Source organism: Shewanella sediminis HAW-EB3, from assembly GCF_000018025.1.
GTDB classification, from domain to species: Bacteria; Pseudomonadota; Gammaproteobacteria; order Enterobacterales; family Shewanellaceae; genus Shewanella; species Shewanella sediminis.
Map to the genome: position 1 here is coordinate 3,585,710 of NC_009831.1, position 20,379 is coordinate 3,606,088.

The following is a 20,379-nucleotide window of genomic DNA, read 5'->3' on the forward strand; positions in this document are numbered from 1 at the left end:
TTTATCTGCTTTAATCTTTTACTCGTAACTCGAAACTTTCTTAGCCCTATCTTGAGCTCGCGACTTCTTGCTCTTCGATACTGCTATTACTCGCGACTCGCCACTTTCTTTGCCCTGTCCTTAGCTCGAAGCTTCTTACCCCTTCGAGATATCCTTCGCACCCCAGTGTGGGAAATGCTTACGGACCAGCGCATTCATCTCTAACTCGAACTCAGAATGGCTATGTTTAGCCGACTTGCTCTTGGTAGAGATAGCCTCGATAGAGTTACGGATCATTCCTGCACCAACGGTGACATTAGTGAGCCTATCAATAACGATGAAAGCGCCCGTAGAGCGGTTTACATCGTAAGCATCGAACTGCACAGGCTCTGTCACAGCGAAATGACAGCTACCGATCTCATTCAGTTCGAGCTGCCCTGCCGGTTGTTTCTCCAGCGTATTCACATCGACTCTATGATTAATGGCATCGGCATAGCCGTAAACAGACTTACTACCGATCTTAATAGCGTATTCACGATCTACACAGAGCGGCTCTTCAGTCATCCAAACGACATCGGCTTCAAAATTACTCACCGAATGGGGCTTATCGTGGGGGCGGACCAACATATCGCCGCGACTGACATCTATCTCATCTTCGAGTGTCAATGTCACCGCTTCTCCGGCACTGGCCTTCTCCAGATCTCCATCGAAGGTCACTATCGACTTTATGCGGCTCTCTTTACCCGAAGGCAGTGCAACCACAGTGTCTCCGACCCGGATATCACCCGACCCAACATTGCCACAAAAACCTCGAAAATCAAGATTTGGACGATTAACGTATTGAACTTGAAAACGAAAAGATTCACTACGATCTTGCTTCACTGAAACCGTGTTTAATAATTTAAGTAGTGTAGAGCCCGGATACCAGGTCATCTGCTTGCTCTCATTCACCACGTTATCACCCTTTAGAGCCGAGATAGGCACAAAGCGAACATCGGTAAATGACAAGTCCTTAGCAAACTCACGATACTCTCTCTTAATCTTCTGATAAGTCGACTGTTCATAATCCACCGCGTCCATCTTATTGATGGCGATGATCACATGCTTAATACCTAGCTGAGAGCAGATAAAGCTATGACGACGGGTCTGAACCTGAACACCGTGCCTGGCATCGATTAAGATAATGGCTAAGTCGCAGGTCGACGCACCGGTTGCCATATTGCGGGTGTACTGCTCATGGCCAGGGGTATCGGCAATAATAAACTTACGTTGCTCTGTCGCGAAATAGCGATAGGCCACATCTATGGTGATCCCCTGCTCTCGCTCAGATTGAAGACCATCGACTAACAAAGCCAGATCGAATGCTTCATCTGTGGTATTAAATCGCTTCGAATCTTTCTCAATGGCCGCCATCTGATCTTCGAAGATCATCTTGCTATCGAATAACAAACGACCAATCAGAGTAGACTTACCGTCATCAACGCTACCACATGTCAAAATGCGCAGCATATCTTTGTTTTCATGGACTTTCAGATACGCTTCGATGTCAGAAGCAATCAAATTAGAACTGGTGGTCATTTTTATTCCTTATCTATGAGCTTCGAGCTTCGAGCTTCGAGCTTCGAGCTTCGAAAGAAGCTTGCTCACGGTTAAATCGATATTCAATATTATTTCGATGAGCACTATGTCAACGTGGGGGCTCTTTAGCCGCTAAGCATTTAGCAACGAAGAGGGCCTTCACAAAAAAATGCTGTTCCCGGCTTTAGCCGGTCCTACTTCTAAAATCGCTTCTCAATTTTAGAAGTACCCTTCCATCTTTTTCTTTTCCATCGAGCCGGCCGAATCGTTATCGATGACGCGTCCCTGTCGCTCAGATGTGGTACAGAGCAACATCTCTTGAATAATCTCCGGCAAGGTTTGCGCTTCTGACTCAACCGCACCGGTTAACGGGTAACAACCTAAGGTTCTGAAACGTACCATCTTGGTCTGCACATCTTCACCTGACTCAATCGGCATACGCTCATCATCGACCATTATCAGAGTGCCATCACGCTCGACGACCGGACGCTCGGCTGCCAGATAAAGAGAGGGGATCTCAATACCTTCTAAATAGATGTACTGCCAGATATCCAGTTCGGTCCAGTTAGATAACGGGAAGACTCGAATGCTTTCGCCTTTATCGACCTTACCGTTATAGATATTCCACAGTTCAGGGCGCTGGTTCTTAGGATCCCAGCGATGCTTACTATCACGGAAAGAGTAGACACGTTCCTTGGCGCGAGACTTCTCTTCATCACGGCGTGCACCACCAAAAGCGGCATCGAAGCCATGCATATCGAGTGCTTGCTTAAGCCCCTCTGTCTTCATGATATCTGTATGCTTAGCGCTGCCGTGTGTGAATGGGCTAATTCCCATCTCGATACCACGGGGATTTTTATGAACGATAAGATCAAAGCCGTGTTTTTCAGCCATCTGATCACGAAACTCAATCATCTCCTTGAATTTCCAGTTCGTATCGACGTGCATCAAAGGGAACGGGATTTTCCCCGGGTAGAATGCCTTACGTGCCAGATGCAGTAGTACAGAGGAATCTTTACCTACTGAATAGAGCATCACAGGATTATCAAACTCAGCGGCAACTTCACGCATGATTTGAATCGACTCAGCTTCCAGCTGCTTCAGGTGGGTTAGATGTTTTGACATATCGATTTCCGTTTAAACGATTGTAAAAATAACTTTTGCAAGCTCATACTTTACTGATTCTAATTAGTGTCACTTGAGTAGTATCACTTGAAGTAGTATCACATGAGCCAAAGTATCAGTCAGAACCAACTGTTTATTAACCTGATCATTCACAGCCGTTAACATACCATGCTCTAACTAAAGAGAAGCAGCTCAAATACAATCAAGACTAAAATATCGTCAGGATGACGCTCTGAAATCATCATACCCACGGCAGAAATGATTTTAAAGTTATAAAAGCAATAACACTTATACCAAAATGAAATATAAAGTTCTTAATTGTATGTTCAGCCCTATATCTTTGATTCCGTAGGCGTGCCTCAGCTGTTGTAGGAGTGTGCTTCAGCCACGAATTTTTTTATCAGCGAATCGAATCAGCTATGCATCGTTCACAACATCTTTCCCGGCTAAAGCCGGTCCTACACAAGATATAACCCCCAGCACCTCTGTAGAAGCGCGCTTCAGCCGCGAAGCTTTTACTTGCTCTCTCTTTGAAAGGCTATATATTCAAATAGGATAGAGACAAACATACAGGGAGTGTATTTTGCCGAGAACTCAAACCATGGCTTGCAAACAGGCTGTAGAGATAATCCATCACGGTGCGGTCAATGGTGTCACAGGCTCCTGCCATCAGCTCGTAATCAATGAAAAAAGCAGTCTACTTATCGACTGTGGTCTGTTTCAGGGAGCAGAAACAGCCGGAAGCTCGAATGCTGAACAGTTAAAAATAGCATTCGATATTGGCAGTATCACAGCACTCTTAGTCACACACTGCCATATCGATCATGTGGGTCGTATTCCCTACCTTTTGGCAGCCGGATTTGACCAACCTATATTTGCCACTACCGCAACAGCTGCGCTGCTGCCTATGGTCATCGAAGATGCTATCAGGGTTGGTGTCACTAAAGATAAGAGACTTATCAAGCTGTATCTGAAAAAGTTGAAGGAATTACTCGTCCCTATCGAGTATAACCACTGGTTTTCCCTTGAAGTAAACCGTACTAAATCAGATAAAACCGCTGATAAAACTAACACTCAAGGCTTTAGCAAGGCTAAGGCAAAATTTAAACCTGCCGGTCACATTCTTGGTTCGGCCTACATAGAGATAGAACTCAGCAGTCCAAAGACAGATAAACAGAATCCCAAAACGGTAAACAAACATAGAGTCGTCTTTTCCGGCGATCTGGGCGCAACCTATACGCCACTCCTTGCCAGCCCCAAGAGTCCCTATAGAGCGGATACCTTAATCATCGAGTCCACCTATGGCGACAGAAATCACCAGGGACGTAAGACTCGAACGCAAAGCCTGCGAAAAGTGATAGAAAAAGCCGTATCAGACAATGGCGTGGTACTCATTCCCGCCTTTAGCATAGGACGAACACAAGAGCTTTTATATGAACTCGAACAGATCATTTATCAACAGCGCAAGCTTTCCGCTAACCGCTCCGGTGACAAGTATCCTGACACCGCTATCAAACAAGAGCACAAGCAAGGGAGCAATAACCTGGCTGGCCAGCAAAAAAATAGCGAGATGTGGCAATCTCAAATGTGGAATAGCATTGAAATCATCGTCGACTCGCCACTTGCGGCGAACTTCACAGAAAAATACATTGAGTTCAAAGAGCTTTGGGACAAGGAAGCCAGACGGAAACTAAAACAGCATAGACACCCACTCGACTTCGACCAACTCTATACCGTCGACAGCCATGATGAACATCTATCTACGGTAGAGTATCTATCTAAAAGAGGAAAACCAGCCATCGTCATCGCCGCAAGCGGCATGTGCAGTGGCGGGAGGATAATGAATTACCTGCAGCAGTTTATCGATGAACCGACTGCCGACATTCTATTTGTGGGATATCAGGCACGGGGAACGCCAGGAAGAGATATTCAGACCTACGGCCCTAAGGGAGGTTATGTCTATCTGGAGGGAGATAAGCGTGAGATAAAAGCCGGCGTGCACACCATCAGCGGCTACTCGGCCCATGCAGATCAGAATAACCTCATCAACTTCGTCAAACGTATGCACCATAAGCCTGAGCATATCCGCATAGTCCATGGCGATGATGAGGCTAAAGAAGCATTAGCGGTAGAGTATAAGAAGCTTTTACCCGACACTAAAATCGAGATAGGGAGAGACTAGAAAAGGTAGACACGCCCCTCTGTAGGAGCGTGATTTAGCCGTTGTAGGAGCATGCTTTAGCCGCGAAGCTTCTTGTAATAGGTGTGTTCATGTCATCTTTCCCACCTGAAGCCGGTCCTACATGATTAACCAATGCACCATCCCCTCTCCGTAGACGCTCGCTTCAGGCAGCGATAGTGCGTCATAAGCTAACTTTTGTGAACTATTTTAGCTCCCACATTGTAGTAACCTGCACGTTTAGGTAAAATTCACACCCAAAATATTGAGGTATTATCATGTCATCCCGCTAACTAAAAGACTGTGGGTCGATATTGTAATTAACAAGCTACGCAACAGAAACTTTTGTGACCCTCTATATACCTAATTGAGAATTAATGTCGGAACAAGATGAAAATGAAGAAAATAGTTATTGTAACGGATCTACCTTTTAGGAAGTCGGGAAATCAAAGTTTAATGCGGTTCGTTAAAATGTTCCTCAAAAATAACTGTAAAGTTACTTTGTTTACAACGGGTAAAGACAGCGGCGGTGAAAATACATTAAGTCACCCCTTATTTGAATTACATGCCTTGGGTGCAAGCCAAGGGGCTGTAAAGAAGCAAAACGCAACGAACACCAATAACTCTTTGCTTACTGACTATAATAAAATCCAGTCTGAAGATATCATTATGCCATTTACAGCAAAAGGCTACATGACAATATTCAGACGATGGGCCGAATTCACGTATACCTTAGCAAAGTCAGTAAAACTAAAAGGAAAGTTAATCAAAAGTTTCGACTCTGTATTTCAGCAAGCTGATTGCATTATAGGGTATGAAGCTGGGTTATCCATCCTTGCTAAAAATATTGCGACACAATATAAAAAGCCTTTTATAAATAAGTTCCAGGGAACCATATTAGCGGCTACAAACAGAAACTCATTAATTGCTAAGCTATATTATCCAAAATTATATTGGGGAATAAACCAATCAGACCTATGCTTGATGGTGAATGATGGTACAGATGGCGAGTATTGGGCACAGCACCGTGGTTGCTCAAATATCAGGTTCCGCCCACATGGCGTGTCCAGTTCTGATTATCCATCAAGCGTTGAAAGAGCTGAAAATAACAAGTTTGTTATTTTTAACAACGCCAGCTGTAGTGCATGGAAAAGACCCGATAGAATCGTACGGGCAATGAGTTATTTACCACTAGAAATCAGAGAGAAAGTCATTTTAAAAACGACCTATTTTGGTCCCGACCGTGAATCACTAATCAACTTTGTAAAAGATAAAGGATTAACTGATTGTGTCGAGTTTTTAGATAATTTTGATCATATAGATTCCAATGTTGCCTTAAGAACTGCAGATCTAGTCATCATGGTCAACGACATGAGTAATCTTGGCAACCCTATATTAGAATCAATTTTTTACAATACCCCATTTATAACAATTAATGATGGGTCTGTTACACCTTTTGCTGATCAGTCTGAAGGCGGAGTGTATATTGATATCAATAAAGACTTTGATAAGAATATGGCAAAATCCATATCAGATATAGTAACTGGAAAAATTGATACTGCTGATATAAGAAATTCTTTATCAAACAACGACAAAGTAAAGACTTTAGAGGTAGAACAAGCGGATGAGTTTGAACGTATAAGCACTATGCTTTAAACATCAAGCTGTATGGCAGGAGAAATATTGACTCATTAGTCTTGCCATACAGCCACGTATCAAATACTCACGGTCATATATACCAAAAAACTCGAAATAACCTAAAGTTTTAGGATGTTATTTCATTCAACTTTGATAGATCTTGGCTAATTTAGTAACTGTTTTTTCCTGATCGACATGAAGTGAGGATAAACGTTCCCTTCCCCTTAAGTAGGACTCCCTATCACCCAAGATTTTAAGAGTAGCTGCCGTCAAAGACTCTGTATTAGCTGAACAGATAAGACCTGACTGCTCGTTTAAGTAATAACTCGCATTGCCTACATCTGTACTAACAACAGGCACATTAGAAGCCATAGCTTCCTTTAGAACGAGTCCATCAGACTCAAACTTACCTATAGTAACAACCAATAATGATTGCCTCATTAAGTAAGGCATCTCCTCTCTCGGTATCTTTCCACCATATATAAACTTTACATTGGGATAGTCCGCAGTAATTACAGCTTCAGCTTCACGAAGTAGGCTGGCATTTTTTTCGACTCTGTTCGGATCTGCCGGGAATAGAATACAACCATTAGGGGCAAGATCTGAAGATTTAAAAAAAGAAAAATCGATACCACATGGTAAGAAGTATTTTCGTTTATGCGTCGACTTTAAAAACTCTGCATGATTAACAAAAATGACTTTATTTGACAGCGATATGGCCAGCTTTATAAAAATACTTGTTTTATGGTTATTAAGTTCGCCTTCATGAACAGTGTAAATAATTTTATTAAAAAAAAGAGATGATACCAAGACACAAAAAGCATGGTGACAATGAATTGCATCAAACTTATTAAACAGCATTTTTTTTAAAATCAACAGTGGTGCCAGCAAGTAATTTAAATTACTCCCGCCACATACACGACCTTTAATATGCACTATGTCGTAGTTGATGTCTTTATTATGAGTTTGGGACATATCAACTTGTTCTTTAACAAATGAACCTCTCCAGCTGACATCACCCTCACTCGGATACATATTAGTGACTAAAAGAATGTTCAAAATTCGTCCTCAAAAACACGTTAACAAATAAGTTCAAGACTTTAACATCATAACTAAGTATCGTGAAACCGATATGGCAAGCTTGATACTTCTTTTTGGTTCTAACAATATTCGATAAAGCCACTCGATATGTAATTTTATAAATAGCTTTGGTGCACGATTAATCAAACCACAATACACATCAAAAGAACCACCAAGTCCTAAAACAGTAATATTAGGAACGGCATTTAAGATTTTCTCACCTAAAATTTCTTGCCTAGGCTGACCTAAAGCGATGAAAACCATATCAAAATCCCCTTTTGACAGTTCTTCAATCAGCTGTTCTTCGACAAAATTATAACCATCAACAAAATAATCAATATTATGTTGTGGATAATCAAGCTTTAACTTTTTAACTGTCTTACTGTTAGTATCAGGCGAAGCACCAACAACAGCAATAGAGTAAGACTTCTCCTGTTCTTGCTGAAGAATATTTAACCATAATTCGCAGCCTGGAATTTTAGTCGCCTTAACCCCACACTTTTTATTTAAAAACAGTTGAGCACCTATACCGTCAGCATATCCATATACGTTAGGTAAACTTAGTAAATCGACCAGTTTATCATCCACAAGTGCTTGTAAATTCATGGATATGTACATTCCTTTATTCTCTCTGACGAACGTACTGGCTTCGTCTAATGATGCAAAAGGAACTAATTTACTTTTAATGTCAGTGATCACTATTGAACCTTAAAAAACCTTCAATCTGTAAACTATAAAATACTGCGTGCCGAATTTTTCGACTACAGCAAAATTGCTTAAAAACCAACCTACAACCTAGTTTGAGGCGGTATGACTTATGGCTGAAATAATGCGCGAACACGCGTTACCGTCGCCATAAGGGTTATGAGCTTTGGACATTGTATTAAATACTTGCTCATCCGAAAGTAAAACAGTAATCGCATCAGCAATAGAATCGGCATTGGTACCAACAAGTTTGACTGTACCTGCGTCAACGGCTTCGGGCCGTTCGGTAGTGTCACGCATAACCAGTACAGGCTTCCCTAAAGATGGCGCCTCTTCCTGAATACCACCAGAATCGGTCAAAATAATATGTGACTGATCCATTAAAAACACAAAAGGTAGATAATCTAAGGGCTCAATCAACAATACATTTTTGATATCTGAAAGATATTTATTAACAGGGCCGCGAACATTGGGGTTTAAATGCATCGGGTATACAAATTGAACATCGGGATACTTTTCAGCACAATGACTAATAGCTTTACAGATTTGTTCAAAACCATCCCCAAAACTTTCCCGTCGATGTCCAGTGATCAGTACCAATCGCTTACTAGTATCACGCCACGGAAATAACTGAACCAGGCTATGTTTCAGCGATTCATCTGAAGTGACTTTATCTTGTACTAATAAAAGAGCATCGATAACAGTATTGCCTGTAACAAATATTTTATCTTCTGCGATACCCTCATTCAGTAAATTCTGCTTCGAGGTCTCTGTAGGTGCAAAATGTAATGATGCAATGGTGCCAGTAAGCTTACGATTCCCCTCTTCTGGCCAAGGGGATAGTAAGTTACCGGTTCTTAAACCAGCCTCAACATGACCCACTGGAATTTGTTGGTAGAAAGCCGCTAAAGTAGCAGATAACGTTGTTGATGTGTCACCATGAACTAATACAAGATCTGGTTGCACCTGCTCATAAATAGGCTTGAGCCCTATCAGTATCCGGCTGGTGATCTCTGTCAATCCCTGCCCGGGGCTCATGATATCTAAATCAAAATCCGGTACTATATCAAAAAGTTCAAGTACTTGGTCAAGCATTTCACGATGCTGTGCGGTAACACAAACGGACACATCAATACCAGGATTAGCTTTCATCGCTAACACTAAAGGCGCCATCTTAATGGCCTCAGGTCGCGTACCAAACACTAGCATTACTTTCATTACATCTCTCATTCTTAAAAATCATTCCTTTATGACTCAAAGCTCAGTATTTGCGTCACAATCTTGTTGTCATTTTTAGTTACATGACGCAGACACCAAGGGATTGGCCTTATTGTAATGCGGTGCAAACAGCATTAACAGACAAATCTTGTCGATCTTGAGGCTCGTACAATCAATAAACATAAATATTCATTTCAAACGGTAAAACTATCTACCAGAATGATTTTCAAACGAGTATTGTACTTTATTCAAGACATCCATAACCAGCATAACCAGTTGAAAATAAAAGACTAAAACACAGGTAACGACTAAAATCGTAGAAAGTAGTCAGAACTTTTGGATCGAGTAAAAAGAGAAAGCCAAGTCATAGACTTGACTTAATTTTTTACCATTAAAATCCATTTTAAAACAAAATCAACTGAAGCCGATAACAGGCTTTACTTTTTATTATTCAAAAAAGCAACAACCTGTTTTGCAGCATCACCCGTTCCATATAAGTTTTGCCCGAAACATGAACCAGGGAGCTCTTTTCGAAGGATCTCCTCCCCCTTGCTGGTAATTAATTCTTTATTAGTACCGACAATAAAATTCGAACCATTGTCTACCAGCTCGACCCATTCAGTTTCATCACGCAATACTAAGCAATGCTTGTTGAAAAAATACGCTTCTTTTTGAACGCCGCCGCTATCAGAGGCTACAAAGGTACAACGAGCTAATAAATAGACCATTTCCAGGTAACCAATCGGGTCGATAAGTTTTACATTTAATTTCAAGCCAAACTCTTCCAACTTCTTCTTCGTTCTTGGATGAAGTGGCATTACAACTGGTCTTTCAAGGTGCAATTGATTAAGTGCTGAAACAATCTCAGATAATCTGTCTCTATCATCGGTATTTTCAGCACGGTGAATCGTCGATAATACAAAACCATCAGACAAATCGAGGTCATCGATTGAACTAGGTTTAACTGCTCGTTCGGTATAAAAAAGCGCAGCATCATACATAACATCACCAACGATGTTAATATCTATACCAAAATTGCTATATCCCTCAGCTTCTAGGTTTTTTACAGCCGTTTGCGTAGGGCAAAACAGAGCCGAACTGATTCTATCGGTTAAAATTCGGTTTTGCTCTTCAGGCATTTTCATATTAAAGCTTCGCAATCCAGCCTCAACATGAGCCACTTTGATATGAAGTTTTGACGCAGCTAATGCTCCAGCCAAGGTAGAGTTAGTATCACCGTAAACAAGAACCCAGTCAGGTTGCTCTTTAAGCAGCACTTTCTCTATCTGCTCTAGTTGCTGTCCTGTCATGGCACCATGAGTACCTCCACCGATACCCAATGAATAACCAGGCTTAGGAATATCCATCTCCTCGAAAAAAATATCGCTCATGTTCATGTCATAGTGCTGCCCGGTATGAACAATAATCTCATTTATTGTTCTATCAGGGTTTTCTTCATTGTGTTCTTTAATCGCTCGGCTCACTGTAGCCGCTTTAATGAACTGTGGTCTTGCACCAATTACCGTTAAAACCTTCATAAAACCTCAACCATTACTTACTTTCCAGAATCAACTACAAGCCAATCCCGTATAATCCATTTAAAACCAGCCAATTGACTATAACAAATTAACGAATAACTTTAGCCGGAACTCCACCAATCACCTGGTTTGATTCTTTAAAAGAACGGGTGACCACTGCTCCTGCAGCTATTATACAGTTATCACCGATAGTTACTCCCGGCAAAATTGTTGCACCGGTTCCGATCCAACATTCCTTACCAATCACCACGCCATCATCCTTTGACCAAGCATTATCCTTCTGATTCATATCATGATTAGCACTAATTATCGCTACATTCGGAGCCCAGATGGTTCCTTCACCTATTGTGATCCCATTACCAGCCTGTAGATAACAGCCACCACTGACAACCAAACTACAGTAAGTCCCTTTTTTTGTACCTGTGAGTTTCAAATTGTCGGCAGCAATCACCTGAGAAGTAAAGTGAGCATAGCTATACTTACCTTGCTTTTTTCCTGAGAGAAAGTTTATCAGACAATTAAAAAAGTACTGCCTCAAATTGAATTTAGTCAGAAAACCATAGTTAAACACCCTATCGTTAAGGTATTGATTACTTGTAATTAGCCGTTTAATTAATGATTTCACGATAGAACCCATTCCCCAAATGCTTTAAAAATCCAACAGGCAGATAGTAAGCCAAAAAATCGATAGAAGAAAAAAGTGGGAATAAGATCAAATACCCCAATTTCCCCCTTAGTGTGTGCCTTAACCATCAGACTCATCATGCACGCTAAAAGTAATGTAGCCAAGACCACACCGACTGCAGCCCCTACAGGGCCCCAAATGCTGACACCAACTAGAGTTAATACACTCGATAAGATAAGGAAAACAGAAGCACCAATCACATCGTATTGTGGCTTACCTGATGCCCGAAATATAAGCCCAAATGAGATGCACTTTATTGGCGCTAGTAATGAAAAAATTAAAAAAATGGTAGACGCTGAGCGATATTGTTCACCAAATACCAGGGTAATGAATTCAGATGAAAACACAGTGAGAACAGCGGCTAAAGGCAGAGCAAACAGGCTGATTTTATTGACTGATTCACGCCATAATAGCCGTAACTCATTCCATTCATTATTAGCAATATGTGCTGTAATTTGCGGTAGCATAACCGAGTTCACACTAGATTGAATTATGCTATAAATTGGAATTTGGAAAGCGCCAACGACATAGATAGCGAACACATCTATGCCTAACTTATTTGATATGACAAATTGATCTATTTTGCTGCCTAAAATTGAGATCAAAGCTGCCGCGACTAAAAACCAGGAGTATCCAATTATCTGCCTGTATGACAACCTCTTGGGGTCAACAGCTACACCAGGTTGGCTCTGTTTGATCAAAGCAGAAAGAAGCAATAGCGCGACACCCGCTGAAAATCCTGCTGATAAAATTATGGTATAAAAGACATCTGTAAAGTCACCAAACCAGGCTGCAGCCAATACAAAAAATGTATTTACAAATGCAATCGCAGGACAATACCATTTGATTAGGTGTGTTCTATCTAGTGCAATCAGGAACGTAGGAACTGCGTTGTAAAGCATATAGAGCACTGGAAAAACAAAAAAAACGCCTAACAACTCAAAAAGTTCATTATTAGCAAAAATATCTGTTATGGCACTTCTAAAGGTAAAAATGCCCAGAGAACAAACCAATCCACATATAATAATAAGAACGAGATGTTTGTAGGCAACCTCTTTTTTTTCATTAACTTGTGAAAACATTCCACAAAAATAGAGTAACGATATGGGGACTGCAGTAAATAAGACCGTAAACAGCACTTGGTTGAGTAACATTAGCTGTCTTAGGTTACCGAACTCTTGAGATGTCAGTAATCGAGCGAGCACAATAAAATTTAATATAGAGGAAACCTGGAGTACCGATGTCCCTATAAAAACCTTGAGCGCCTTCCCCCACATATTGTTCATTATGAATTTGATAGAGACATAGTAATGCACTCTTCGGTCAGATAAGGATGCATAGGCAGGCTAAACACATGATCGGCTAATTGCTCAGCGACAGGGAAATCTCCCATCTGGTACCCTAAATGGTTAAAAGCCGTCTGCTGGTGCATACATGTACCATAGTAAATCATAGTAGGCACACCTTTGGCCTTATATTCAGCCATGACTACATCACGGTCATCATCGAGCAAAGTATACTGAGCCCAGGATGATAAAAAGCCTTCAGGAACCTTAGGGGTAGCATATTTATCACTTAACTTGGCATCATAAAGAGATGCCGCTTTATTACGATTAACCAGCTCTTCAGGAAATACCGCCAGCTTTTCCAGTAATATGGCAGCCTGTATCGTATCTAAACGGCTATTCATGCCAATTCTTACGTTATCGTACTTATCACAGCCTTTGCCGTGAACCCTAAAAGACTTAAGAAGTGCAGCATATTCATCGTTATTGGTAAATACGGCTCCGCCATCACCATAACAGCCAAGAGGTTTAGCCGGGAAAAAACTGGTTGTTGCTATATCACCAAAGCTGCCTGCGCGTTGCCCATTAATCTCGCCACCGAAACCTTGAGCGGCATCTTCGATTAATTTAAGACCATACTTATCGGCAATTTTCTGAATTTCAGGATAATTGGCGGGCAAGCCAAATAGATCCACGGCCATAATAGCTTTAGGAGTTAACTTACCCTCCTCAATAACTGCCAGGATCCTTTTTTCTAGGTCCTCAGGGCAGATATTAAACGTTTGTGCATCAGAATCGACAAACACAGGTGTCGCATTGGCAAAGGCGATGACTTCTGCTGAGGCAAAAAAAGTAAAGGTAGGGCAAAAAACAGCATCCCCCTCTTTAATATCCAACACCATCATGCAGAGCTGTAAAGCATCGGTACCGTTCGCACAGGTCACCGCATGCTTCACGCCAACATAGTCCGCAAGTTGAGACTCAAGTTCCGCAACTTCCGGGCCCATAATATATTTACCGTGGTCTAAAACAGTTTGAACTCGGTCATCAATACGCGTTTTAAGGTGTTTATATTGGGCTGCAAGATCGATAAATTGCATAGTGTCTAACTCACTTTCGTTAATGTGTTATTGCTTAGGATATATTTAGCTCCGGTATGCTCACAAGCACACTCAGCTTCTCCTTGAAGAGGAAGAGGGAGTTGCTCGCCATACTCACTTATCCAGCCGATCTGTTTCCCAGGAACGCCAACCATTAACGCATAAGCAGGGACATCTTTATTTACAACGGCGCCGGCACCGACTAATGAGAAAGCGCCTACAGTCACCCCACATACGATGGTACAGTTGGCACCAAGCGTTGCCCCCCGCTTGATGACGGTATCGCGATACTCTGTTTTTCTTTCGATGAAAGAGCGCGGGTTATAAACATTGGTAAAGACCATACTAGGCCCACAAAACACATCATCTTCTATATATACATTGTCATAAACGGAAACGTTATTTTGAATCTTAACGTTATTACCAATTATAACTTTGTTGCCAACAAAAACGTTCTGCCCTAGCGAGCAGCCTTCACCAATGCTTGCCTGACCGCAAATGTGAACAAAGTGCCAGACTCGCGTATTATCACCAATGCTTGCACCATCATCGATGATGGCAGTTTCATGTTTGATATATTTCATAATGACTCAACTCATCTGCAAGCCATTACAGAAATGGCTTGCAGTGCAATATAGATAGAAGTGTGATTGGTTAAACTAACTTATTCATTAACGGGTGGTAGTTTTCAGGATTAGAAGTTAGCTCTTGTTCTCTGATAATTTCCACAGTCTCAATCGCAACTCGATTGTCTTCCAGACCATAACCTTTGTTATCTAAGATCCGTTCATAGCTTTGAGTATGCAGGTCGGTAAAACCACCGGAAAACTCTAGCTCTTCATCGCCAATCAAAATACTGCGATAGGTCTTCTTCTCACCTTGAACGGCATTATCTGGTAGATTATTCGCATCAATGGACAAGAACCACTTAACGCGAGCCTGAGCATATTCGAGGTAACCTGCAGCAGTCTGCTCATCACGATAATGAACTTCATTATGCTTAAGATCACCGAAGATGAAATGAAGCATATCGTAAAAATGTACACCGACATTAGTGGCGACACCACCAGACTTAGCATTATCACCCTTCCATGATTTCAGATACCACTTACCACGTGAGGTCATGTAAGTAAGCTCTACATCGAACACCTTATCTTTAGGCGCATTTGCCACTTTCTCTTTAAGAGCAAGAATTGAAGGATGTAGGCGCAGTTGCAAAATGGTATTCACTTTTGCACCGTATTTTTTTTCATACTGAGCTAAAGTGTCTATCTCATCGGAGTGCAACACCATCGGCTTTTCACAAATAACATCGATGCCATTTTTCAAAGCAAACTTCATATGTGGTGCGTGAAGATAGTTAGGTGAACAGATAGAGATATAATCTAACTTATTACCCTTAATGGCTTCATCTTCAACATAAGCGGCAAACTCTTCGAACTCTGTAAAAAACTCAGACTCTGGAAAATGCATATCCATAATGCCAACCGAGTCATTGATGTCCATGGCGACAGTGAGTTCGTTGCCCGTATCGCGGATCGCATTCAAATGTCTCGGTGCGATATAGCCAGCAGTACCTATCAGTGCAAATTTTTTCATTATTACAGCCTCAAATCTGAATCAGTTGTTTCGAAAACATACTTAACGTCGTAAACGACGTGATTTTCTTTACCAAGCTCACGAACTTTCTCGATACCCATCTCTTTAAACTCGCTATGATCGACAGCAAGCACGATACCATCATATTCATTTGGTTTTAATTCAGAGATCAGTGATAAGCCATATTCATGCTTAACTTCCGCAGGATCGGCCCAACCATCATACACATCGACAGAGATGTTAAAGCTCTTCAACTCATTTACGACATCGATGATCTTAGTGTTGCGTACATCAGGGCAGTCGCCTTTAAAGGTAAAACCTAAAACCAAGACTTTAGCTTCGTCGATATGGATCTTCTTACTTGAAAGCTTCTTAACCATCTGGGTTGAAACATAAGCGCCCATACCATCATTGATACGTCGACCCGCTAAGATCACTTCAGGAATATAGCCAACTTCCTTTGCTTTATGGGTTAGATAGTAAGGATCCACACTGATGCAGTGACCACCGACTAGCCCTGGTTTGAAGTGCAAGAAGTTCCACTTAGTACCGGCAGCTTTCAACACCTCTTCTGTGTCGATATCTAAGCGGTTAAAGATCTTTGCAAACTCATTGATGATGGCGATATTAAGATCGCGCTGAGTATTCTCAATGACTTTTGCGGCTTCAGCCACTTTAATCGAAGAGGCTTTATGGGTTCCCGCAGTGATGATCGAAGAGTAGAGTTGGTCTACAAACTCGGCGATCTCAGGTGTCGAACCGGAAGTTATCTTCATAATCGTCGTCAGACGGTTTATTTTGTCACCCGGATTAATACGCTCAGGACTATAGCCAGCAAAGAAGTCCTCATTAAACTTAAGACCGGAGATCTTCTCTATAAGAGGAATACATACCTCTTCCGTCGCACCTGGGTATACAGTTGACTCATAGATGACAATATCACCTTGGCTGATAACTTTACCGAGGGCTTCAGATGCTTTAACAAGCGGTGTCAAATCAGGGGCATTATTCTCATCGATTGGCGTAGGAACAGTAACAATATAGATATTGTGATCTTTAATATCCTGTAGCTCGCAGGTATAAGTTAAATGCTTGGCCTCTAGCAACTCTTCGCTTTCAACTTCAAGGGTATTATCTACACCCGATACTAATTCATCAACACGAGAGCTGTTGATATCGAAGCCCATAGTAGGGTAGTGTTTGCCAAACTCTACCGCTAGAGGTAAGCCTACATAACCAAGGCCAATAATAGCTATTTTAGATTGTTTAAACATTACACTTCTCTTTATAATTTCAAAATCTTAACTAAATAATCTGGATCAGTTTTTAAAGCAATACTTACACTAATGACCTTTTCTCGAAGTCCATTTTTTCGTACCAGAGCAAGCCATTGATAACTCCCACTGATATGCCTAAGGTGCCAGAAAACCAGATGTGGCCACTTAAAATAGATAATAAAAGTAGGAGTCCATTAACGAGAAAAATAATTGGTGCATGTATGCTCAATCTTTTAACCGTCAACTTCGCTGATAAGCCTATCAAGAACAGGTAGAACATCAGACAAATAGATAAACCGATAAACCCAAACCACACCAATGCATCGACAAAATCGACTTCGGCAGAACCTTTACCTACAGACTGCTTTAACCCAACAGCAATACCTTGTCCAAAAAACTGCTCGATCAGAGTACTTTGGTGCATATAGATCGACATGGCTTCGGCAATAAAAATATCTCTGTTAGACCAGATAATACCGATCAAGCCTCGCTTTTCATAAAACCATTGAAAGCGGCCAAGCAAGCCAATTGAGTCTAAGATCTCAAACAGGCTAATAATTAAAATGGTAACGGCTACAACCAAAGGGATAATCAATTTCGCTTTAAACTTAGTAAAACGAAACAGGTTTTGACGCTCATTAACGATTGGAACCATCACCACAAGTATCAGTGCTGCCAACATAGTCGTTTTAGTGGCAACGATAAAACCGCAGCCAATACTAAACAATGATAAAGCCAGATAAAATATTCGCGGTCTGTCATTCCAAACTTTATGTAGGGCATAGCCAAAGATGACAATAAAGGTTGGCCCTAACTCATTACCCGCATAGATAAAACCTGTTGAGCCGGCCGTATTATCCCCGCCAGTATTATAGGTGACTTGCCCAAAACCCAACAATGCAACCAAAAAGTTTAGACAAAGCGAAGCGAAGCATACCCACAGAATAATTCTTGCCCAGCGATATGACCAATCGGGAGCTTCCTGACTCATCACATAAAAATAGACAAAAATAGTCATTGGCATCAGCATTTTAACGACATAACCAAAATCGACAAAGAAAAATGCTGGCTGCAAAACCCTAAAATAGGAGATAACAGGCGCAATCATTAAGACAACAATGGCCCCTAGAATTGCTAACATCAATCCAAAGCGATATCGTCCAATGAGTAAAAGAAGCAATCCAAATAATGGGGTCTTATATATTAATGAAAACTTAAGATCGACTCCTAATCGAATTAATGCGAAGCCTGAGATCATATCCGATAACAGATACCCTGCCATTAACCACATCACAAAATGATGTAGTAGCACGATAACCTTTTCATTACGCTCTTTTAGCAGCTGAACACGCATAGTATGCATTAACTAAATCCAGCAATATCAATATTTATAACTAGACGGTGCAACTGGCCTTATCGCACAATAGAACAGACCTAATATGCAAGATAAAACTCCTCCTAATGCGAAACCTAGCAGACAGAGCAGGGCTCTGGAAGGTGCACTCTTTTGCTCAGGAACAACGATAGGAGCAATTGTTTCGAATAAGACTTCATCGCTGACTTCAGCTAAGACCGTGTTTTTAGTTTGCTCGGCAATGAGCTGATAAAAAACAGATCTAAGTTCTGAAAGTTGAGCATTCTCGGCCTGTTTAGTTAAAAATGCGATGCTCTTCTGAGTCTGCTCATGCTCTCTGGTTTTCCAGTAAGCATTTAGGTCTTCCACTAACCATCCCAACCACTTAGCGGCTAAGTCAGGTGAATAGTATTCAAGTTCAATCTTTACGAAGCCCTTTTTAGACTGCTCCGAAATACTGATCATCTTCCTGAATAGATCATAGGCTTCCCAAGCTGTGGGAGTAACCTGAAAGCCTGGAGGTGCCGCTCTAACCCAAACTTGTTTACTCTCATCATATAGTTCAGGATCGATCAAAAGGTTTCCTGACTCCTGTTCCCAACCTTTAGCGGCCAAAATAGGAACAGTTAAGTCGCGTTTATCAATGAAAGCCTGTAAAAAAGCACGTGACTTCATAAACTCTATTGCAGCGGCTGTTTTGTCGGCTCCCCCACCACCTAAGTTGATTCCCGCCATGCTCGCAAGACCACCGAATTGACCAGCTAACTGAGCAAGCCCGCCGGCATCATCGCTACTTTTAGGTAAATAAATAGCAGAGGCACGGTATACATTTGGCACATTAATGGCGTATATGACCGTCGCCACAGATATTAGACCGGTAAAAACAATGATGAACCATTTAGTTCGCCACAACATGGCAAACATGGCCTTAAAAGAGACCACTTCAGTATTTGAATTCAATCGTTCAATTTCACTAGACATCAAAAATTTACCCTATCAAATAGAGGCTCAGAAAAATAATCTGAACTCAATCAATTAAACCTAAAGCTTTACTAATATCACCAGCACCCGCAAACGGTTCGCTATGGTATTTTTCAGCGACGAAGGCGTCCACATTACTTATCAAACCTTCAAGATCATCTAAATTACGACAAACCTGTGCAAACCGACAGTCCTCGACATACCTGATAAGATCCTCTTGATGGGTATCTATTCGATCGCTATTGGCGACGACTATAGTAGGCTTGCCCATTTCGAGTAGATTATAAACAGTCCCGGCACCAGCATGTGTGATCACTACATCGGCATTTTCATAATAGGTACCGATCTCGTGTGTATAGGCTATATGCTCACCATTTTTTGGGGTATATGTACCATCATACATCTGTGAGATAAAATGCCAGTCATCACGATGTATTTCATCGATCTGTTTAAACAGTGAATCAAACCGGGTATGGCCTACAGTGACGAAGATGTTCATAGACGTCCTGTATATTTAGCATTCGGAAAAATAGACTTCATCGTTTTATTTTGAACATAAAAGATGTTCGATATGCAGTACATGAACCTTCCGGTTAAAGAGGCAGAATAAAATCGAGACCAGGACTCGATATAGACAACTTGTTTGCCTAGTAACCGAAAAAGGATCGAAGGAAAAACCGCCATACCAGGTCCTGTAGAAACGATACCAGTGATACGATACTTGGCAACGAGCCTAACCGACTGTATCAGGCTGACGGCTCCGGAATAAATAAGTTTAAAAGGTGCACTCCAAAGATTAAACTTATCTCTGGGCTCTGGACACTTAAGATGGCATTGGGAACCGAATTTATCATCGACATCAGCAATAGATACAAATTTCAAATTTGGCGAGCTCTTCCTCAGCTCATTTAACAGACGGCGCATCTGCTCTTTGTGGCCTCCTCGGCCATATATCACCAAAATCACTTTTTCATGCATACAAACTACTTGTACCAAACTAACGAAAATAAAAGAAATGAGCACCATGAAGATGCTAGCCCGACATTGTAAAGTAAAG

At 41.3% G+C, this 20,379-nt stretch carries 18 protein-coding genes; 2 read left to right on the forward strand and 16 right to left on the reverse strand.

Features of this window, described 5'->3' with window-relative positions; genetic code table 11:
- Positions 1-135: 135 nt before the first annotated feature.
- A complete protein-coding gene (gene cysN / locus SSED_RS15545) occupies positions 136-1,557 on the reverse strand; it encodes a sulfate adenylyltransferase subunit CysN (RefSeq protein ID WP_012143297.1) in 1,422 nt (473 codons plus the stop codon).
- 219 nt (positions 1,558-1,776) lie between these two features.
- Positions 1,777-2,682, reverse strand: coding sequence for a sulfate adenylyltransferase subunit CysD (cysD, locus tag SSED_RS15550; protein ID WP_012143298.1), 906 nt, complete (start codon positions 2,680-2,682; stop codon positions 1,777-1,779).
- Positions 2,683-3,283: 601 nt separating this feature from the next.
- On the opposite strand from cysD, the gene SSED_RS15555 reads away from it, so the two are divergent.
- Positions 3,284-4,864, forward strand: a complete 1,581-nt coding sequence (locus tag SSED_RS15555; protein WP_012143299.1) for an MBL fold metallo-hydrolase RNA specificity domain-containing protein — start codon at positions 3,284-3,286, stop codon at positions 4,862-4,864.
- Positions 4,865-5,251: 387 nt separating this feature from the next.
- Positions 5,252-6,517 carry a glycosyltransferase gene (locus SSED_RS15560; RefSeq protein ID WP_041421730.1) on the forward strand — a complete coding sequence of 422 codons (1,266 nt, stop codon included), beginning with the start codon at positions 5,252-5,254 and terminating at the stop codon, positions 6,515-6,517.
- A 126-nt stretch (positions 6,518-6,643) separates the two neighbouring features.
- Here SSED_RS15560 and SSED_RS15565 read toward each other — a convergent pair whose 3' ends face one another.
- From SSED_RS15565 to pssD, 14 genes are all read right to left on the reverse strand, one after another.
- On the reverse strand, positions 6,644-7,558 hold the full coding sequence (locus SSED_RS15565; RefSeq protein ID WP_012143301.1) for a glycosyltransferase family 4 protein: 915 nt from the start codon (positions 7,556-7,558) through the stop codon (positions 6,644-6,646).
- Positions 7,559-7,591: 33 nt separating this feature from the next.
- Complete coding sequence (locus SSED_RS15570) at positions 7,592-8,278, reverse strand: WecB/TagA/CpsF family glycosyltransferase (RefSeq protein ID WP_012143302.1); 687 nt, start codon at positions 8,276-8,278, stop codon at positions 7,592-7,594.
- A gap of 96 nt (positions 8,279-8,374) precedes the next feature.
- Complete coding sequence (gene wecB / locus SSED_RS15575; protein ID WP_041421732.1) at positions 8,375-9,502, reverse strand: non-hydrolyzing UDP-N-acetylglucosamine 2-epimerase; 1,128 nt, start codon at positions 9,500-9,502, stop codon at positions 8,375-8,377.
- A 437-nt stretch (positions 9,503-9,939) separates the two neighbouring features.
- Positions 9,940-11,040, reverse strand: a complete 1,101-nt coding sequence (gene wecB, locus SSED_RS15580) for a non-hydrolyzing UDP-N-acetylglucosamine 2-epimerase (protein WP_012143304.1) — start codon at positions 11,038-11,040, stop codon at positions 9,940-9,942.
- 88 nt (positions 11,041-11,128) lie between these two features.
- Positions 11,129-11,665 (reverse strand): acyltransferase, encoded by a 537-nt coding sequence (locus SSED_RS23690; RefSeq protein WP_012143305.1) that lies wholly within the window; start codon positions 11,663-11,665, stop codon positions 11,129-11,131.
- Positions 11,662-13,011, reverse strand: a complete 1,350-nt coding sequence (locus SSED_RS15590) for a lipopolysaccharide biosynthesis protein (RefSeq protein ID WP_012143306.1) — start codon at positions 13,009-13,011, stop codon at positions 11,662-11,664. The genes SSED_RS23690 and SSED_RS15590 overlap by 4 nt, the downstream gene beginning before the upstream one ends.
- Positions 13,011-14,111 (reverse strand): DegT/DnrJ/EryC1/StrS family aminotransferase, encoded by a 1,101-nt coding sequence (locus tag SSED_RS15595; RefSeq protein WP_012143307.1) that lies wholly within the window; start codon positions 14,109-14,111, stop codon positions 13,011-13,013. Before SSED_RS15595 ends, SSED_RS15590 begins: the two co-directional genes overlap by 1 nt.
- Before the next feature lie 5 nt (positions 14,112-14,116).
- Positions 14,117-14,695: an acyltransferase gene (locus SSED_RS15600; protein ID WP_012143308.1), complete on the reverse strand. Its 579-nt coding sequence runs from the start codon at positions 14,693-14,695 to the stop codon at positions 14,117-14,119.
- 70 nt (positions 14,696-14,765) lie between these two features.
- On the reverse strand, positions 14,766-15,710 hold the full coding sequence (locus tag SSED_RS15605; protein ID WP_012143309.1) for a Gfo/Idh/MocA family oxidoreductase: 945 nt from the start codon (positions 15,708-15,710) through the stop codon (positions 14,766-14,768).
- 2 nt (positions 15,711-15,712) lie between these two features.
- Entirely contained in the window at positions 15,713-16,984 is a 1,272-nt protein-coding gene (gene tviB / locus SSED_RS15610; protein ID WP_012143310.1) for a Vi polysaccharide biosynthesis UDP-N-acetylglucosamine C-6 dehydrogenase TviB, read from the reverse strand.
- A 64-nt stretch (positions 16,985-17,048) separates the two neighbouring features.
- Positions 17,049-18,350: an O-antigen ligase family protein gene (locus SSED_RS15615; RefSeq protein ID WP_012143311.1), complete on the reverse strand. Its 1,302-nt coding sequence runs from the start codon at positions 18,348-18,350 to the stop codon at positions 17,049-17,051.
- Between the two features lie 18 nt (positions 18,351-18,368).
- Positions 18,369-19,322, reverse strand: a complete 954-nt coding sequence (locus SSED_RS15620) for a Wzz/FepE/Etk N-terminal domain-containing protein (RefSeq protein WP_012143312.1) — start codon at positions 19,320-19,322, stop codon at positions 18,369-18,371.
- Between the two features lie 46 nt (positions 19,323-19,368).
- Entirely contained in the window at positions 19,369-19,821 is a 453-nt protein-coding gene (gene pssE / locus SSED_RS23695) for a PssE/Cps14G family polysaccharide biosynthesis glycosyltransferase (RefSeq protein WP_012143313.1), read from the reverse strand.
- Positions 19,818-20,348: a PssD/Cps14F family polysaccharide biosynthesis glycosyltransferase gene (gene pssD, locus SSED_RS25185; RefSeq protein ID WP_083758951.1), complete on the reverse strand. Its 531-nt coding sequence runs from the start codon at positions 20,346-20,348 to the stop codon at positions 19,818-19,820. Before pssD ends, pssE begins: the two co-directional genes overlap by 4 nt.
- Positions 20,349-20,379: the final 31 nt, after the last annotated feature.

Bases quoted from the DNA above. Each gene is read 5' to 3' on its own strand.
- cysN (WP_012143297.1), bottom strand. From the start codon at position 1,557: ATGACCACCAGTTCTAATTTGATTGCTTCTGACATCGAAGCGTATCTG.
- cysD (WP_012143298.1), bottom strand. From the start codon at position 2,682: ATGTCAAAACATCTAACCCACCTGAAGCAGCTGGAAGCTGAGTCGATT.
- SSED_RS15555 (WP_012143299.1), top strand. From the start codon at position 3,284: ATGGCTTGCAAACAGGCTGTAGAGATAATCCATCACGGTGCGGTCAAT.
- SSED_RS15560 (WP_041421730.1), top strand. From the start codon at position 5,252: ATGAAAATGAAGAAAATAGTTATTGTAACGGATCTACCTTTTAGGAAG.
- wecB (WP_041421732.1), bottom strand. From the start codon at position 9,502: ATGAAAGTAATGCTAGTGTTTGGTACGCGACCTGAGGCCATTAAGATG.
- wecB (WP_012143304.1), bottom strand. From the start codon at position 11,040: ATGAAGGTTTTAACGGTAATTGGTGCAAGACCACAGTTCATTAAAGCG.
- SSED_RS15590 (WP_012143306.1), bottom strand. From the start codon at position 13,011: ATGAACAATATGTGGGGGAAGGCGCTCAAGGTTTTTATAGGGACATCG.
- SSED_RS15595 (WP_012143307.1), bottom strand. From the start codon at position 14,111: ATGCAATTTATCGATCTTGCAGCCCAATATAAACACCTTAAAACGCGT.
- SSED_RS15600 (WP_012143308.1), bottom strand. From the start codon at position 14,695: ATGAAATATATCAAACATGAAACTGCCATCATCGATGATGGTGCAAGC.
- SSED_RS15605 (WP_012143309.1), bottom strand. From the start codon at position 15,710: ATGAAAAAATTTGCACTGATAGGTACTGCTGGCTATATCGCACCGAGA.
- tviB (WP_012143310.1), bottom strand. From the start codon at position 16,984: ATGTTTAAACAATCTAAAATAGCTATTATTGGCCTTGGTTATGTAGGC.
- SSED_RS15615 (WP_012143311.1), bottom strand. From the start codon at position 18,350: ATGCATACTATGCGTGTTCAGCTGCTAAAAGAGCGTAATGAAAAGGTT.
- SSED_RS15620 (WP_012143312.1), bottom strand. From the start codon at position 19,322: ATGTCTAGTGAAATTGAACGATTGAATTCAAATACTGAAGTGGTCTCT.
- pssE (WP_012143313.1), bottom strand. From the start codon at position 19,821: ATGAACATCTTCGTCACTGTAGGCCATACCCGGTTTGATTCACTGTTT.
- pssD (WP_083758951.1), bottom strand. From the start codon at position 20,348: ATGGTGCTCATTTCTTTTATTTTCGTTAGTTTGGTACAAGTAGTTTGT.